This window comes from Pseudacidovorax intermedius, from assembly GCF_003350475.1.
Classification (GTDB): Bacteria; Pseudomonadota; Gammaproteobacteria; order Burkholderiales; family Burkholderiaceae_C; genus Xenophilus; species Xenophilus intermedius.
Map to the genome: position 1 here is coordinate 18439 of NZ_QQAV01000013.1, position 14897 is coordinate 33335.

The 14897-nt window shown below is 69.9% G+C and carries 12 protein-coding genes; 2 read left to right on the plus strand and 10 right to left on the minus strand.

Annotated features, from left to right (window positions below; all coding sequences use genetic code 11):
- Positions 1-138 precede the first annotated feature (138 nt).
- Positions 139-1041: a LysR family transcriptional regulator gene (locus tag DFR41_RS23455; RefSeq protein ID WP_114804503.1), complete on the minus strand. Its 903-nt coding sequence runs from the start codon at positions 1039-1041 to the stop codon at positions 139-141.
- Between the two features lie 222 nt (positions 1042-1263).
- Here DFR41_RS23455 and DFR41_RS23460 point away from each other — a divergent pair, with 222 nt between their 5' ends.
- Positions 1264-2310 (plus strand): aldo/keto reductase, encoded by a 1047-nt coding sequence (locus DFR41_RS23460; protein WP_043115052.1) that lies wholly within the window; start codon positions 1264-1266, stop codon positions 2308-2310.
- Positions 2311-2382: 72 nt separating this feature from the next.
- Here the strand turns inward: DFR41_RS23460 and DFR41_RS23465 are convergent, their stop codons facing one another.
- The 8 genes from DFR41_RS23465 to DFR41_RS23500 all read right to left on the minus strand — a co-directional run bounded on the left by DFR41_RS23465 (position 2383) and on the right by DFR41_RS23500 (position 11863).
- The gene (locus DFR41_RS23465; RefSeq protein ID WP_017761780.1) at positions 2383-3375 is read right to left on the minus strand and encodes a Bug family tripartite tricarboxylate transporter substrate binding protein; all 993 of its coding nucleotides are present in this window, start codon (positions 3373-3375) and stop codon (positions 2383-2385) included.
- 45 nt (positions 3376-3420) lie between these two features.
- Complete coding sequence (locus DFR41_RS23470) at positions 3421-4194, minus strand: glucose 1-dehydrogenase (RefSeq protein WP_114804504.1); 774 nt, start codon at positions 4192-4194, stop codon at positions 3421-3423.
- A 5-nt stretch (positions 4195-4199) separates the two neighbouring features.
- Positions 4200-4883: a dienelactone hydrolase family protein gene (locus tag DFR41_RS23475; RefSeq protein ID WP_114804505.1), complete on the minus strand. Its 684-nt coding sequence runs from the start codon at positions 4881-4883 to the stop codon at positions 4200-4202.
- Positions 4884-4911: 28 nt separating this feature from the next.
- Positions 4912-5661 carry a GntR family transcriptional regulator gene (locus tag DFR41_RS23480; RefSeq protein WP_043115053.1) on the minus strand — a complete coding sequence of 250 codons (750 nt, stop codon included), beginning with the start codon at positions 5659-5661 and terminating at the stop codon, positions 4912-4914.
- Between the two features lie 358 nt (positions 5662-6019).
- Positions 6020-6904 carry a 3-hydroxyisobutyrate dehydrogenase gene (gene mmsB, locus DFR41_RS23485; RefSeq protein ID WP_017761776.1) on the minus strand — a complete coding sequence of 295 codons (885 nt, stop codon included), beginning with the start codon at positions 6902-6904 and terminating at the stop codon, positions 6020-6022.
- A gap of 123 nt (positions 6905-7027) precedes the next feature.
- Positions 7028-8143 carry an enoyl-CoA hydratase/isomerase family protein gene (locus DFR41_RS23490; protein ID WP_114804506.1) on the minus strand — a complete coding sequence of 372 codons (1116 nt, stop codon included), beginning with the start codon at positions 8141-8143 and terminating at the stop codon, positions 7028-7030.
- Positions 8144-8239: 96 nt separating this feature from the next.
- Complete coding sequence (locus DFR41_RS23495) at positions 8240-9394, minus strand: acyl-CoA dehydrogenase family protein (RefSeq protein WP_114804507.1); 1155 nt, start codon at positions 9392-9394, stop codon at positions 8240-8242.
- Positions 9395-10339: 945 nt separating this feature from the next.
- Positions 10340-11863 carry a CoA-acylating methylmalonate-semialdehyde dehydrogenase gene (locus DFR41_RS23500; protein WP_114804508.1) on the minus strand — a complete coding sequence of 508 codons (1524 nt, stop codon included), beginning with the start codon at positions 11861-11863 and terminating at the stop codon, positions 10340-10342.
- A 118-nt stretch (positions 11864-11981) separates the two neighbouring features.
- On the opposite strand from DFR41_RS23500, the gene DFR41_RS23505 reads away from it, so the two are divergent.
- Complete coding sequence (locus DFR41_RS23505; RefSeq protein ID WP_017760513.1) at positions 11982-12890, plus strand: LysR family transcriptional regulator; 909 nt, start codon at positions 11982-11984, stop codon at positions 12888-12890.
- Here DFR41_RS23505 and DFR41_RS23510 read toward each other — a convergent pair whose 3' ends face one another.
- Positions 12891-14891, minus strand: coding sequence for a sensor domain-containing diguanylate cyclase (locus DFR41_RS23510; protein ID WP_114804509.1), 2001 nt, complete (start codon positions 14889-14891; stop codon positions 12891-12893).
- Between the last annotated feature and the right edge of the window lie 6 nt (positions 14892-14897).

Here is a 14897-nt window from a genome sequence, read left to right on the forward strand (position 1 = left end):
GGGGTGCTCAGCGAGCGCGCACATGGCCCCGCAGATCGATGGTGCCATCACGCGTTGCCGAACGCCTGAAGCCGCTGCACGGGCTGCAGCGCTTCCACGTCGCCGCGGGCGTGGCCTGGTATTCGCTGCTGGACCGTCTCAGCCAGCGATGAGCGCTGCGCCTTCCGCGCGCCACCAGTCGATGAAGGCCCGCAGCGCCGGCGAGGCCTGGCGCCGGCCCGGGTAGTACAGCTGGAAGCCGGTGCCCGGTGGGCACCAGTCGTCCAGCACCGCGACGAGGCGGCCGCTGCGCAGGTGCGGCGCCGCCATGGCCTCGTACACGTAGGCCCAGCCGGCGCCGTCGAGGGCGGCCTGCAGGGCGAGCGGCTGGTCGTCCACCGTCAGCCGGCCCCGCACGTCGAGCGCCACGCGTTCGGTGCCGCGGGCGAACTCCCAGTGGTACATCTCGCCGTGCGGGAATCGCTGCCGGATGCAGGGCCGATCGAGCAGTGCCCACGGGTCGACCGGTGCGCCGCCTCCGGCCAGCAGCGCTGGCGTGCCCACCACCACGAAGCGTTGCGGGCCGCCCATCGGCATGGCCACCATGTCTCGGGGAACCGCCTCTGCGAAGCGGATGCCGGCGTCGCAGCCGGCTGCCACGATGTCCAGAAAGCCATCCTGCGTCTGAAGTTCGAGCGCGATGCGCGGATGGGCGGTGAGGAAGGCCGACATCACCGGCGCCATGACCAGTTGCGCCGCGCTGCGGGGCATGTTCAGGCGCAACACGCCGGCAGGTTCGCCGGCGGCCTCGTGCGCGCCATGCCATGCGGCCTCCAGTCCGTCGAGGTGCGGCCGCACGCGCGCCAGCAGTTGCAGGCCGAACGCGCTCGGTGCGACGCTGCGCGTGGTGCGCTGGACCAGTGGCTGGCCCAACGCGTCTTCCAACGCGCGCACCGACTGGCTGACCGCCGAGGGCGTCACGCCCAGGCGTGCGGCGGCGCGGCGATAACTCTGCAGTTCGGCCACCGCGGCGAAGGCGCGCAGCTGGCGAAGGTCGGGCATCGACGGGCTCATGGCCACGGATTGTGTAGCCGGGCTGGATGGGCCATGCAGTCCGGGCTGGATTGCGGCAGAGGCTGCCGCGGACGACGATGCGGACCTGTTCCGCGTACCGGCGGTCTTTGCGGCAGTGGGCGTGGCCCGCCGCCCCTCGCGCACCTTGCCGGACGGCCGGCACGCCCGGCAGCCCCCTCGCGGCCCATCCTCTTCTTCCACAAGGCTTCCATGACCATCGGCCCTGACCCTTCCGCCCCTCTCGGCGTTACGCCTCGACAGCTTGCCGCCCGCAAGGTCTTCCCCATCGGCCTCGGCTGCATGGGCATGAGCGAGTTCTACGGCGCCAGCGACGACGCCGAATCGCTCTCCACGCTGCGTGCCGCGGTCGACCTCGGCGTCCAGCATTTCGACACGGCCGATACCTACGGCTTCGGCCACAACGAATCGCTTCTGGGTCGTTTCCTGAACAACCTGGCGCCCGACGAGCGCCAGCACCTGACCGTGGCCACCAAGTTCGGCATCGTGCGCGAGCCGGGCCGCTACGAGCGGCGCATCGACAACACGCCTGCCTACATCCGCTCTGCCTGCGAGGCCTCGCTGCGCCGATTGGGCACGGACTGCATCGACCTCTACTACTGCCACCGGCGCGACCCGGCCGTGCCCATCGAGGACGTGGCGGGCGCGATGGCCGGGCTCGTGGCCGAGGGAAAGGTACGGGCCATCGGCTTTTCCGAGATTGGCGCGGACAGCCTGCGCCGTGCCCATGCGGTCCATCCGGTGGCGGCGTTGCAGAGCGAGTTCTCGCTGTGGGAGCGTCAACTGGAGCGCGAGCTGCTGCCGCTCACCCAGCAGCTGGGCATCGCGCTGGTTGCCTACAGCCCGCTGGGCCGCGGCATGCTGACCGGCGCCCTGCCGGCAGCCTCGGAACTGGAGGAAGGCGACTTCCGCCGCGCCCTGCCCCGCTTCAACGGCGAGGCCGCCGAGGCCAACCGGCGGCAGGTGGAAACCTTGCGGATGCTGGCTGAGCAGTGGGGCGCGCCCGCCACGCAACTCGCACTGGCCTGGACGCTGCACCGCGGCCCCCATGTGCTGCCGATTCCAGGTGCGCGCCGACAGACGCATCTGGCGCAGAACATCGGCGCCGCAGGCGTGTCGCTCGACCGCGCGCAGCTGGAGACGCTGGACAGGCTGTTCGCGCCCGGGTCGACGGCCGGCGCGCGCTATCCCGATGCGGGCTGGGCCGGGATCGAAGACAGCGGCGCGTCGCCGCGATAGCTGCCCTGCTTCCGCCGCCGGGCTGTGATGGCCGGCAGCGCGCCCGCACGGAAGCGCTGCGGCGGGGACGACTCAGGAATCGGCGGTGAAGCCGATCTTGCGCACCAGCGGGCCCCAGCGCTCGGTCTGGGCCCGCTGCGACGCAGCCATTTCCTCGGGCGAGGACACCGAGGCAACCAGCCCCACGCCTGCCAGCGAGTCCACGACGGCGCGGTTCGTCATCGTGAGGCGCAATGCTTCGTTGGCGCTCTTCACGACGGCCGCCGGTGTTCCGGCAGGTGCATAGAAGCCGAACCATTCTTCGCTGCTCAGCATCGGGAAGCCCTGCTCTGCAAAGGTGGGCACCTCGGGCGTGAAGACAGTGCGGGCCGGCCCCGACGTGCCCAGCAGGCGCAGCTTGCCGGCCTTGTAATGCGGAAGCAGATCGCCGGTCGTGGTGAACATCACCGGGATCTGGCCCGCCACCACATCGGCGATGCCGGGCACGGCGCCCCGATAAGGCACCTGCACGAGCGGCAGCTTGGATTCCAGGCCCAGCAACGCGCCCAGGAAGTGCGATGTGGAGCCGGCGGCCGGCGATCCATAACTGGCGAACTGCGGGTTGGCGCGGACCCACGCCACGTAGTCCGGCAACGTCCTGACCGAGGCCGGAACCATGGGGCCAACTGCCATCGCTTGCGTGGTGGTGGCGACGATGCCGACGGGCACGAAGTCGGCCACCGGGTCGTAGCCCAGCTTCTTGTAGACGAAGGGGAAGATCACCATGCACGAGTACGGCGTGCACAGCAGGGTCTGGCCGTCGGGCGCCGCGCCCTTGACCGCCATGCAGGCGATCTGCCCGCCCGCGCCCGAGCGGTTGTCCACGATGGCCGTCTCGGCAAAGCTGCCGCCCAGCTTCTCGGCCACGCGCCGCGCCACGAGGTCGGTGGTTCCCCCGGGGGCGTATCCCACGACGATCCGGGTGGACTTCAAGGGTGCCGTTTGCGCCTGCGCGGATGCAATGGCAAGTGGCGGCAGCACCAGGGCGGCGGATCCGGTGGCGACGAGTCGGCGGCGAGTGAGCATGGAAACTCCAGGTTTCGGGTTGACGGAAATCGGAAAGCCGCGCGTTCAGATGGCGCAGTACCCGCCATCGACCGGCAGCGTCACCCCCGTGATGCAGGCGGCCTGGTCCGAGGCGAGGAAATGAACGGCATGGGCCACGTCGGCCGGCAGCACGGTGCGACGCAACGGCACGCGCTCCAGAAAGGCGGACAGCGCCTCGGGGTCGCGGCGGGTGCCTTCCGTCATATCGGTTTCCGTGATGCCGGGCGCCACCGCGTTCACCCGGACGCCGTCGCCGCCGAGTTCCAGCGCCAGCGCCTGGGTCAACTGCTTCACGCCGCCCTTGGACGCGGTGTACGCCACCGAATTGCGCACGGCCACGAAAGCGTGGATCGACGCCACGTTGACGATGCAGCCCCGGGTCTCCCGCAACTGGGACGAGAAGGCCAACGCGGCATGGAAGCATCCATCGAGATTGACGGCCAACGTGCGTCGCCAATTGGCCAGGCTGCTGGGCTCGTCCAGTGCGCCGCGCAGCAGGATGCCGGCGTTGCTGACCAGCACATCGCAGGGGCCAAGTCGCGCCCGGGTCGCCTCGGCGGCCTCCTGCAGGGCTTGGGCCTGGGCGACGTCACTCACGCATTCCAGGACGGGCGCACCGATCGCCTGGATCTGCGCCGCTGCCTCGCGCAGCCGCGGGCCGTCCACGTCCACCATGGCGATGGCCGCGCCCTCCTGCGCAAAGCGATGCGCCACCGCTAGGCCGATTCCTTGCGCCGCCCCCGTCACGACGACGACGCGGCCCTCCAGTGGTCCAGCAGGCCTGGGCATGGGAAGCATCCGGCTCAGGCCGCCAGGAAGGCCAGCGTCCGGGTGCGCGCCAGCGCAGCCGCCTCGGCGTCGAAATGTTCGCCGCCCGGGCGAGCGAAGGCATGGTCGCAACCCGTGTAGACATGCGCCGGCATCCGGTCCTGCAGAGCCGCTCGCTGCAGGATGGTCTCGCGTGCCGCGGGCGGCACAAAACCGTCGAGTTCCGCGATGTGAAGCAGGCAAGGCGCCGCGTCGACGCGTTGCGCGGGAAGCAGATCCTCCAGCCCGACGCCGTAGTAGCTGACGGCAGCCGCAATCGGCGTGGACAGGGCCATCATCACGGCCAGCCGTCCGCCCAGGCAGTAGCCGAGCGCGCCCACCTTGTCGCCGCGGCCCTGGGTCTCGAACCACTGCCGCGCGGCATCGAGGTCTTGGATCGCGCGCCCGAAGTCCATGCCCTGCATGAGCGAGATGCCTTGCTGGAATTGCTCGGGCACGCGCGGATCGAGCCGGACGCCCGGCTGCTGCCGGGCGAACAGGTCTGGGCACAGGACCTCGAAGCCTTCCTGTGCCCAGGCCTGCGCCGCCTGCTCCATGGCATCGTTGATGCCGAAGATTTCCTGGATCAGCACCAGGGGCCGTCCCCGCCCGGAGGCGCTGGGCACGTGCAGGGCCGGCAGGGAAAAGCCGTCGCCGGCGGGAATCTGGATGAGCTTCATATCGTGTTCCTTTGGATGAGTGAGCGCCTCAGGCTGGTGCCCGATGGCTTTTGAGTTCGATGGAGATGAGGGCCGGGTTGTGGATGGAGCGGACGTACTCGATCAGCACATCGCCCGGTGCATAGAGCCATGCCTGCACCTGGAGTCCGGGCGCGCCCTCTGGCAGGCCCAGTGCGCCAGCGGCCTCGGCATTCAGCGCACAGGCCGAGACGCAGTGCCGGATGCCGTGCACCGCGAGCCCATACACCTTCTCCACCAGCGTGTAGACGCCATCGACCTCTTCGGCGAGGAAGGGGGTGATGCCCGCGTACTTGTTGTCGACGTAGACGCGCGTCCAGGTGCAGGGCGTGCTGGCGCCCTGCATGTGGCGCACGCCGTCGATGGCGAGCCAGTAGCCCGTGCTGCTGGGCACGCCGACCAGTCCGGCGTCCGGCTCTCCCTTGACGGTGGCATGGCCGTGAATGCGCATGGCGGTCTGACCGGCAAGCCTCAGTGCGTGTTCGAGACCGTCCATTTGCTGCACATAGGCGTTGGCCATTGCCGCAGCGATGACTTTGGTTCCTACCTTACGCACGCGTTGGACCACCCCACCCTTCTCTAGGATGTCGAGTGCCTGCCGCAGCGTGACCCGGCTGACGCCCAGCTCGTGTGCCAGATCGATCTCCTTGGGCAGGACCGTGCCGACCGAGCGCACGCCAGACTTGATCTGATCGAGCAGCGTCACGCTGACCTGCCGGTACAACGGTTCGCTTGGCGGATTTGATCTGGTCTTTTTCATAAGGTATGAACTTAATAATAGTTGGAGCGAAGCTTCCTGTGCAAGGGCTATTTGCACAGGACGCATGGAGGACGAAGGAAAGCGCCAGCCACCGGTGCGATCAGCGCCCCGGGGCTGGGACGCGCGAAGCTGCGTCACCCCGGCGCATTGACAGAGCGACGGGACATGGACTCGGCGCGACGCGCGACCTTCCGCGCGCAAGGGGCGCAGCGCACCATCGCCGCGGATCACGGCGCATGCGTGGCTGAGTGAAGGCGGATCTGTTGCGCTTTCCAGGCTTGGAGGTCGAAGCCTGGAAGCGCGAGGGCGGACGAGCTTCGCCGTCCTCACGCTGGCGGAGGCGCCGCTGGTTGGGGCTTCAGCCCTTTTGCACCATCCGGATCACGCTGGAAAAGTCCAGCGCGCCATGCCCCGCCAGGCTGTGCGCCGCATAGAGGCTGCGCGCCAGGCCACCCAGCGGCGTGCTGGCCTTGACGGCCATGGCGTTCTCCTGCGCCAGGCCCAGGTCCTTGAGCATCAGGTCGGTGCCGAAACCGCCGGCGTAGCCCTTGGATGCGGGCGCGGTCTCCATCACGCCAGGCAGCGGGTTGTACTTCTCCAGCGCCCAGTTGCCGCCGGAGCTGCGTCGCATGATCTCGGACAGCACCTTCGGGTCCAGCCCGTTGGCCGCGCCCAGGGCGATGGCCTCGGAGGTGCCGATCATCAGGATGCCCAGGAGCATGTTGTTGCAGATCTTGGCCGTCTGTCCGGCGCCGGGGCCGCCCGCGTGGAAGATGTTGGCGCCCATCTTCTCCAACACGGGCCGGGCCCGGGCCAGGTCGGCCTCGCTGCCGCCCACCATGAAGGTCAGCGTGCCGCCGATGGCGCCGCCCGTGCCGCCCGACACCGGCGCATCGATGACGGCGATGCCGCGTGCGGCGCCGGCCTCGGCCACCTTGCGCGAGGTGGCGGCGGCGATGGTGCTCGAATCGATGACCAGCGTGCCGGGCGCGATCTGCGCCAGCAGGCCGCCCTCGCCCAGGTAGAGCGACTCCACATGCTGGCTGGCGGGCAGCATGCTGACCACCACCTCGGCCCCGCCCACCGCGGCGGAGGCCGATGCGGCGATGGCCACGCCCTGGGCCCGCAGCGCATCGCACGCGGCGGCCGACAGGTCGAAGGCGCTGACGGCATGGCCGGCCTTGTGCAGGTTCAGAGCCATGGGGCCGCCCATGTTGCCGAGGCCGATGAATGCGATCTTCATGTGTGTCTCCTTGGATGTCTTGGGTGATGTCAGCGGACGAGAAGGCCGGCCTGCGCGTGCGGTGGTCGGTGCTGGTGCCTTGTGAGCAAGCGCGGCGGCTGCGGAGGAGCCGCCCGCCGCCGCTCAGCGCAGCGGCACCAGTTCCGGCGCCATGTCGCCGCGCTCGCGCAGGTGGTCCTGCACGAACTCCGGGGTGATCTCGTCCAGCGTCGCGGGCTGCCACTTGGGGTTGCGATCCTTGTCGACCAGCACGGCGCGGATGCCTTCGGCGAAGTCCTTGTGCGCGCAGAAGCCCAGCGAGGCCCAATATTCCAGCCGGAACACCTCTGCCAGCGACATGCGCGGCACACGGCGCCACAGTTCCCACGACAGCGCGATGGAGCTGGGCGCGCCCTTGGTGAAGGCGGTGGCGGCGTTCTGCAGCCAGGCGTCGTCGGCCTTCAGGTCACGCAGGCGCTTGGCAATGTCCAGCAGGTCGTCGCCGGCCATCAGCGCTTCGATGGTGTCGTAGTGCTCGCGCAGCTTCGATGGCAGACGCGGCGCGTCCTCGGCCGCGGTGGCGAGGATGCGCGAGAGCAGCGCGCGGTCGGCCTCGCCCTGCCCTTGCCAAGCCGTGGCGCCGATGGCCTCCAGCACCTGGGCCTTGCGGGCCTGCGGCACCAGCACATCCGCCAGGCCGGCAAAGATGGCATCGGCGGCGTTGATCTGCGCGGCCGTCAGGGCCAGGAAGAGGCCCGTGCGCCCCGGCGCGCGGCGCAGGAACCAGCTGCCACCCACGTCGGGGTACAGGCCGATGTTGATCTCGGGCATGGCGATGCGGCTGCCTTCGGTCACCACGCGGTGCGAGGCGCCCACCATCAGGCCGACGCCGCCGCCCATCACGATGCCATGGCCCCAGCACAGGAAGGGCTTGGGGAAGGTGTGGATCAGGTGGTCGAGCTCGTATTCCTCGGCGAAGAAGCGCTCGGCGTACTCGTTGCGGCGCTCGCCGCGGTCCAGCAGCGTCTGGTAGAGCTGACGCAGGTCGCCGCCCGCGCAGAAGGCTTTTTCGCCCGCGGCCTGCAGCAGCACGCCGACGACTTGGTCGTCGGCCGCCCATTCGCGCAGTTGGGGCGTGAGCAGCCGCACCATGTCGACGGACAGCGAGTTGAGGGACGCCGGCGCATTGAGCGTGGCGACGCCGAAGCGTTTGCCATTGGCGGTGGGCAGGGAATCGAAGAGGACGACAGGTTCGGTCATGGGCGGGGAGCTTAGCGACGCAGGGCGCGCAGCGATATCAAGGACGGGACTGCAGCGGGATGGGTTGGCAGCTCGGCGAGGCGTGGGTGCGCAGCGTCAGCGCAGCTCCGCATCGCCATCGAGCAGCTTGCGCGCGACGATGAGCCGCATGATCTCGTTGGTGCCTTCCAGGATCTGATGCACGCGCGCGTCGCGCAGCAGGCGCTCCAGCGGAAAGTCGCCCAGGTAGCCGTAACCACCATGCAGCTGCAGCGCCTCGTTGCAGACGGTGAAGCCCGCGTCGGTCGCGAAGCGCTTGGCCATCGCGCAATAGGTGCTGGCATCCGCATGGCCGGCGTCGAGCTTGCTGGCGGCCAGGCGCACCATCTGCCGCGCGGCGACCAGTTCGGTCGCCATGTCGGCCAGCTTGAACTGCAGGGCCTGGAAGCTGGCCAGCGGCTTGCCGAACTGCTGGCGCTCGTGCAGGTAGCGCCGCGCCGCATCCAATGCGCCCTGCGCAGCGCCCACCGAGCAGGTCGCGATGTTGATGCGGCCGCCGTCCAGCCCCTTCATGGCGATGCGGAAGCCCTCGCCCTCCTGGCCCAGCAGGTGGTCCGCCGGGATGCGCACGCCGTCGAAGTCGATGGTGCGGGTGGGCTGGCTGTTCCAGCCCATCTTGTGTTCCTTCTTGCCGTAGCGGATGCCCGGCGCGTCGGCCGGCACGGCGAAGGCCGAGATGCCCGAAGGGCCACCGCCACCGGTGCGGGCCATGAGCACCAGTACGTCGGTCGAACCCGCGCCGGAGATGAAGGCCTTGCCGCCGTGGATGACGTAGTGGTCGCCGTCGCGCTCGGCACGGGTCTTGAGCGAGCCGGCGTCCGACCCGGCGCCGGGTTCGGTCAAACAGTACGAGGCCAGCTTGCGGCCGGCGGTCAGGTCTTCGCCCCAGTGCGTGCAAACGGCGTCGGTGCCCCAGGTGCCTAGCATCCAGGTCGCCATGTTGTGGATGGTGATGAAGGCGGTGGTCGAGGGGTCGACCGCCGCCATCTCCTCGAACACCAGCGCCGCGTCGAGCCGCGGCAGTCCCAGGCCGCCGATTCGCTCGGGCGCGTAGAGGCCGCAGAAGCCCAGTTCGCCGGCCTTGGCAATGGCCTCGCGCGGGAAGATGGCCTCGCGGTCCCACTGCGCGGCATGCGGCGCGAATTCGCTGGCGGCGAAGTCGCGGGCGGTGTCGGCGAAGGCGCGTTGTTCTTCGGTCAGTTCAAAGTCCATGGTGCTGGGTGGCGCTTGGGCGCTTAGACGTTGCTGTCGCACTGATGTTGGGTTGGCTCGCCGCTAATGCCGGCCCGCAGCGGGCGAACGCGAAAGGCTTACCGGCAGTTGGGCGCGGTCGTGCGTCGGGGGCGGCGCGCGAGAACCGGCCCGCCGCGGGCTCAGAGTGAGGCGGTCGGCACTGCGTGCCGACTCCGCTGCGATGCTCCCGAACCCGGCCCGCGGCAGAACTCGCTACGCGCTGCCGCGCTCCGCTCAAACAACTGCCGCGAGTCAGATCACGAAGCAGGCCTGTCCTTCGGCAGGCCTGCGGCCGGCTTCGCTGCGCTTCTCGCCGCCTCACAAATCGCCCGCGGCGGGCCGGTTCCCGCGCGCGGGAACGTTGCGCCTGATCTTGCGGGCATGAGCGGCCTTGCCTGTCTTCACCTTCGGCTTGGCGGGAGACGTGACTGAGGCGGCGTCCCGCATACGCCATAGATGCGGGCGTGATTCCGCTGCCCATCCTGGGCGTGCGGAGCACCTGCGGCATTCCACACGAAGGATGACGCATGCAGGCTTTATCGATCTTTATGGCTGCGAAGTCTGCTGTGCAAAGAGCGGTCGCTTCGACGCGGACCTGTCCACGCGAGGAATCGCCCGCAACCTCAACTCCGGCCCGGGCGGCGGTGGGTAGCGCGGCGTGCGCCTGTGAGGCGCCGAGAAGCGCAGTGCACCCGGCCGCAGGCCTGCCGAAGGACAGGACTGCTTCGTGATCTGACTCGCGGCGGTTGTTTGAGCGGAGCTGCCGCAGGCAGCGCAGCGAGTTCTGCCGCGGGCCGGGTGCGCGAGCATCGCAGGGGAGTCGGCGCGCAGCGCCGACCGCCTCACTGAAGCATGCCGCGCTACCCACCGCCGCCCGGGCCGGCGCGCCCGCCTCAAACGCACAAGACCGCAACGCGCACAACATCACTTCAGAGAGATCGTCGTATTGACCCCCTGCGACACCGTCGAGTCGTCGAACCACCGTGCCGTCACCGTCTTGGTCTGCGTGTAGAACAGCACCACCTGCTTGCCGTAAGGCCCCAGGTCCCCCAGCTTCGACGCCCGCGAGCCGGTGAACGAGAACAGCGGAACCGGCACCGGGATCGGCACGTTGATGCCCACCTGCCCCACGTCGATGTCCTCCTGGAACTTGCGCGCCGCCGCGCCCGACTGCGTGAAGATGGCCGTGCCGTTGCCGTTCGGATTGGCATTGATGAAGTCGATGGCCTCGTCCAGCGACGACGCTTCGGCCAGGCACAGCACCGGGCCGAACACCTCCTGGTCGTAGATCGACATCCCCGGCTTCACGCCCGAGAAGATCGTCGGCCCGACGAAATTGCCCTTCTCGTAGCCGGCCACCTGCGGATGGCGGCCGTCCAGCTCCAGCCTGGCGCCGTCGGCCACGCCGCGCTCGATCAGCCCCACCACACGGTCGCGTGCGGCGCAGGACACCAGCGGCCCCACGTCCGTGCCCTTCTCCGTGCCGGCGCTCACCTTCAGCGTCTTGGCCTTCTCCACCAGCTCGGGAATCCAGCTTTGCGCCTCGCCCACCAGCACCGCCACCGACACCGCCATGCAGCGCTGGCCCGCGGCACCGAAGGCTGCACCGGCCAGCGCATTGAGCGTCTGCTCCTTGTTGGCGTCGGGCATCACGATGGCGTGGTTCTTCGCGCCCATCATGCATTGCACCCGCTTGCCGGCCAGCGTGGCGCGGTTGTAGACATGGGTGCCCACCTTGGTCGAGCCCACGAAGCTGATGGCCTTGATGTCGCGGTGGTCGCAGATGGCGTTGACCACCTGCTCGCCGCCGTGCACCACGTTCAGCACGCCGGCTGGCACGCCGGCCTCCAGCGCGAGCTCCACCAGCCGCATCGTGACCATCGGATCCTGCTCGCTGGGTTTGAGCACGAAAGTGTTGCCCGTGGCGATGGCCATCGGGAACATCCAGAGCGGGATCATGGCCGGGAAGTTGAAGGGCGTGATGCCGGCGCACACGCCCAGCGGCTGCAGCAGCGTGTACGTGTCCACGCCCCCCGCCACGTTGTTGGCCAGTTCGCCCAGCTGCAGGTTGCCGATGCCCGCCGCATGCTCCACCACCTCCAGGCCGCGGAACACATCGCCTTCGGCGTCCGGCAGCGTCTTGCCCTGCTCGGCCGTCAGGATGGCGGCCAGCTCGCCCATGTGCTCGCGGATCAGCTGCTGCAGCTTCAGGAAGATGCGCGCCCGCTGGCCGATGGCCGTCTTGCGCCAGGTCTTGAAGGCCTTCTGCGCCGCGGCGACGGCGGCGTCCACCTCGTCGGACGTGGCGAAGGGCACGCGGGCCAGCACTTCCTGCGTGGCCGGATTGACCACGTCGCGCCATTCGGTGCTGCGGGATTCGACGAACTCGCCGCCGATCAGCAGCTTGACGGTGGGCACCCGCGATGCGGGCGTGGGGGTGGCTGTCATGGCTTGTCTCCAGATGAGGCGGCGCTTGTGTCGCCGATGTGATCCGCCGCAGGATAGCTTTGCAGTTTTGCCACAGCAATAGACAAAAATTCGCGCCGCCTTTGCAAAATTGCAGACCATGGACTGGGACAACCTGCGCTACTTTCTCGAACTCGCCCGCGCCGGCACGCTGATGGCCGCCGCGCGCCGGCTGGCGGTGGACCACACCACCGTCGCGCGGCGCATCCAGGCGCTGGAAAAGGCCATGGGTGCCGCCCTCTTCACGCGCGAGGCCGGTGGACATCGGCTCACCGAGGCCGGTCGGCAACTGCAGCCTCAGGCCGAGGCCATGGAGGCCGCCTTCCGCGCCGTCGAGCGCACCAGCCCTGCGCTGGCGCCACAGGACGGCCTGTCGGGCACGGTACGCGTGGGTGCGACCGAGGGTTTCGGCACGCGGGTGCTGGCTCCCGCGCTGGCCGCCTTCGCCGCAGACCATCCGCGCCTGACCATCGACCTGCTCGCCTTGCCGCGCCTGCTGCAGCTGTCGCGGCGCGAGGCCGACATCGTGATCGCGCTGGAACGCCCGGCGCGCGGCCCCGTGGTGGCCACACGGCTCACGGACTACAGCCTGCGCCTGTACGCCTCGCACGACTACCTGGGACGCCACGCGCCCATCTCGCGCCGCGAGGACCTGCGCGGCCACGCTTTCATCAGCTACGTGGACGACCTGCTCTTCTCCAAGGAACTGCGCTTCCTGGGCGAGCTGCACCGGCCCGATGGCTTCTCGCTGCGCAGCACCAGCGTGCTGGCCCAGCACGAGGCGGCCGCCGCCGGCGCCGGCATCGCCGTGCTGCCCGCCTTCGTCGCCGAAGGCGATGCGCGGCTGGCGCCTGTGCTGCCGGCGCTGGCGCGTTTCACGCGGACCTTCTGGATGTCGATGCCGGCCGAGGGCAAGCAGCAGCCGCGAATCCTGGCGGTGTGGAACCTGCTCAAGTCGGTGGCGGAGCGGGCGCAGGCACGGCTTCTGCCGCCCGCACCCGGCACCTGATCAGCGCAGCACCACGCGGGGCGGCGACATCTGCACCTGGTTGCGGCCGCTGGTCTTGGCGGCGTAGCAGGCGGCATCGGCGGCGGCTACCCAGTCCTGCGCGGTGCGGATATCGGGCGTCAGCTCGGCCACGCCGATGCTGGCGCCCACGCGCAGCACCTGGTCTTCCCACGGCACGACGATCTCTTGCACGGCCGCGCGGATGCGCTGGGCCACAGCCAGCGCCGCCATGCCGCTGCACTGCTCGAGCAACAGAGCGAATTCGTCACCACCCAGCCGCACCACCAGGTCCCCCGAGCGCGACTGTGCGGCGATGGCCTGCACCACCAGCTTGAGCACCTCGTCGCCCGCAAGATGGCCTGCCGTGTCGTTGATGGGCTTGAAATGGTCGAGGTCGATGAAGATCAGCACAGCGGGGCTGAAGAGCTCCCGATTGCCCAACACCCGCGCGATGCGCTGGTCGAAGAACATGCGGTTGGCCGCGCCGGTGAGCGGGTCGTGCCGGCTCTGCCATTCCAGGCGCTGGCGCACCAGCTTCTGCTCGGTGACGTCGGCCACGGTCCAGATCTCGCCGAGCGACAGGTCGTCCCAGTCCACCGGTCGGCTGCGCAGGTTGGCCCAGAAACCCAGGCCGTCGCTGCGCCGCAGGCGCCAGTCGCCGCCGTAGGGCACGCCCAGCGCGGCGGCGCCGCGCGCGGCCTGCTGAAAGCGCTGGAAGCCGTCGGGTTCCTCGAACAGCTCGTGGGCGGCACGGCCCAGCATCTGTGGCGCGTCATTGCCGAACAGGCGGCAGCATTCGGCGCTGGCCAGTTCGACCACGCCCTCGCGCACGAAGGCCACCCCCACGGGCGCGGCGGCGAGCACGGCGCGCAGGCGCGTCTGGATCTCGGCGTGGGCATGGGCCAGACCGTCCTGCTCGGTGGCCAACAGCCGAAGCAGGGAGGACAGCTGGCCCAGTTCGCCCGCACCGCCCGGCCACCCCACACCCGGCTGGGCATCGGCCATGGGCGCCGTGAGCCGCTGCACGCGCCGCACCAGCCGGCCCAGCGGCCGCAGCCGCCAGGCGATCCACGCGCAGCCCAACGAGCCGGCCAGCAGCACGGCGCCAATGGTCCATTGGAGGGTGCGCTCCAGTTCATCGTCCAGCGCCCCCTGCAAGCCCGAGACCGGCCGGGCCTGCCAGATGAGCCAGGGCGTCTCCGACACCGGCACGGCGGCCACCACCTGTCCACCGGCCACGGTGACGAAACCCTCGGTGCTGCGCGGACTGCCCTGCGCCCGCCAGGCCTCGAAGGCCTCGGCGAAGCGAGACTCGCGCGACAGCGGCAGGCGCTGGAGGGCCAGGCCGCCATCGTGGCTGAGGATCTGGCCCTGGTCGTCCGTGACCACGCGCACCGCGCCCGGCAGCCGCCCCACGGCCATGCGGCCGATGTCGCCGCTGTCCAGCCGCAGCACGCCCGCCACGACCGCAACCACGCGCTGGCCGTCCATCACCGGCTGCGCCATCACGATGGACACACGGCCTGTGTTGCGGCCCGCGATGGGCTGCGACAGCGCGGGCTTGCGGGTGCGCATCACCTCCTGGAAGTAGGTCCGGTCGTCCATGGCGCCGATGGCGGGCATGAGCTGGACGCCATGCTCATCGGCCCGCGCCAGTGGCTGGCCGAGGGCGTCGATGAGGAAGGAGGCGGAAAAGACGGTGCCCAGGCTCGACGCCAGCACCGTGAAGCGCTGCGCCCGTTCCTCGTCGCTGGCCGCAGGCTGGAGCATGCGCGCCGTGCCGGCCAAGGCGGCTTCGCGCTGGTGCTGCAGGCTGGACATGGCCTCGGCCGTCGCCCGCGTGCTGGCGCGCTGGTGGTCCTCGTCGCTGACCCTGGCGATCCGCTCGGCCAGATGCGACACCGCCAGCCAGATGGCCACGCTCGCCGCCACCGACAGCAGGGCCACGACGGCGACCAGACTCGCACGCAGGCGCCATGCCACGTCATCGAACGCCGGCATGGAGGC

Bases quoted from the DNA above. Each gene is read 5' to 3' on its own strand.
- DFR41_RS23455 (WP_114804503.1), bottom strand. From the start codon at position 1,041: ATGCCCGACCTTCGCCAGCTGCGCGCCTTCGCCGCGGTGGCCGAACTG.
- DFR41_RS23460 (WP_043115052.1), top strand. From the start codon at position 1,264: ATGACCATCGGCCCTGACCCTTCCGCCCCTCTCGGCGTTACGCCTCGA.
- DFR41_RS23465 (WP_017761780.1), bottom strand. From the start codon at position 3,375: ATGCTCACTCGCCGCCGACTCGTCGCCACCGGATCCGCCGCCCTGGTG.
- DFR41_RS23470 (WP_114804504.1), bottom strand. From the start codon at position 4,194: ATGCTTCCCATGCCCAGGCCTGCTGGACCACTGGAGGGCCGCGTCGTC.
- DFR41_RS23475 (WP_114804505.1), bottom strand. From the start codon at position 4,883: ATGAAGCTCATCCAGATTCCCGCCGGCGACGGCTTTTCCCTGCCGGCC.
- DFR41_RS23480 (WP_043115053.1), bottom strand. From the start codon at position 5,661: ATGAAAAAGACCAGATCAAATCCGCCAAGCGAACCGTTGTACCGGCAG.
- mmsB (WP_017761776.1), bottom strand. From the start codon at position 6,904: ATGAAGATCGCATTCATCGGCCTCGGCAACATGGGCGGCCCCATGGCT.
- DFR41_RS23490 (WP_114804506.1), bottom strand. From the start codon at position 8,143: ATGACCGAACCTGTCGTCCTCTTCGATTCCCTGCCCACCGCCAATGGC.
- DFR41_RS23495 (WP_114804507.1), bottom strand. From the start codon at position 9,394: ATGGACTTTGAACTGACCGAAGAACAACGCGCCTTCGCCGACACCGCC.
- DFR41_RS23500 (WP_114804508.1), bottom strand. From the start codon at position 11,863: ATGACAGCCACCCCCACGCCCGCATCGCGGGTGCCCACCGTCAAGCTG.
- DFR41_RS23505 (WP_017760513.1), top strand. From the start codon at position 11,982: ATGGACTGGGACAACCTGCGCTACTTTCTCGAACTCGCCCGCGCCGGC.
- DFR41_RS23510 (WP_114804509.1), bottom strand. From the start codon at position 14,891: ATGCCGGCGTTCGATGACGTGGCATGGCGCCTGCGTGCGAGTCTGGTC.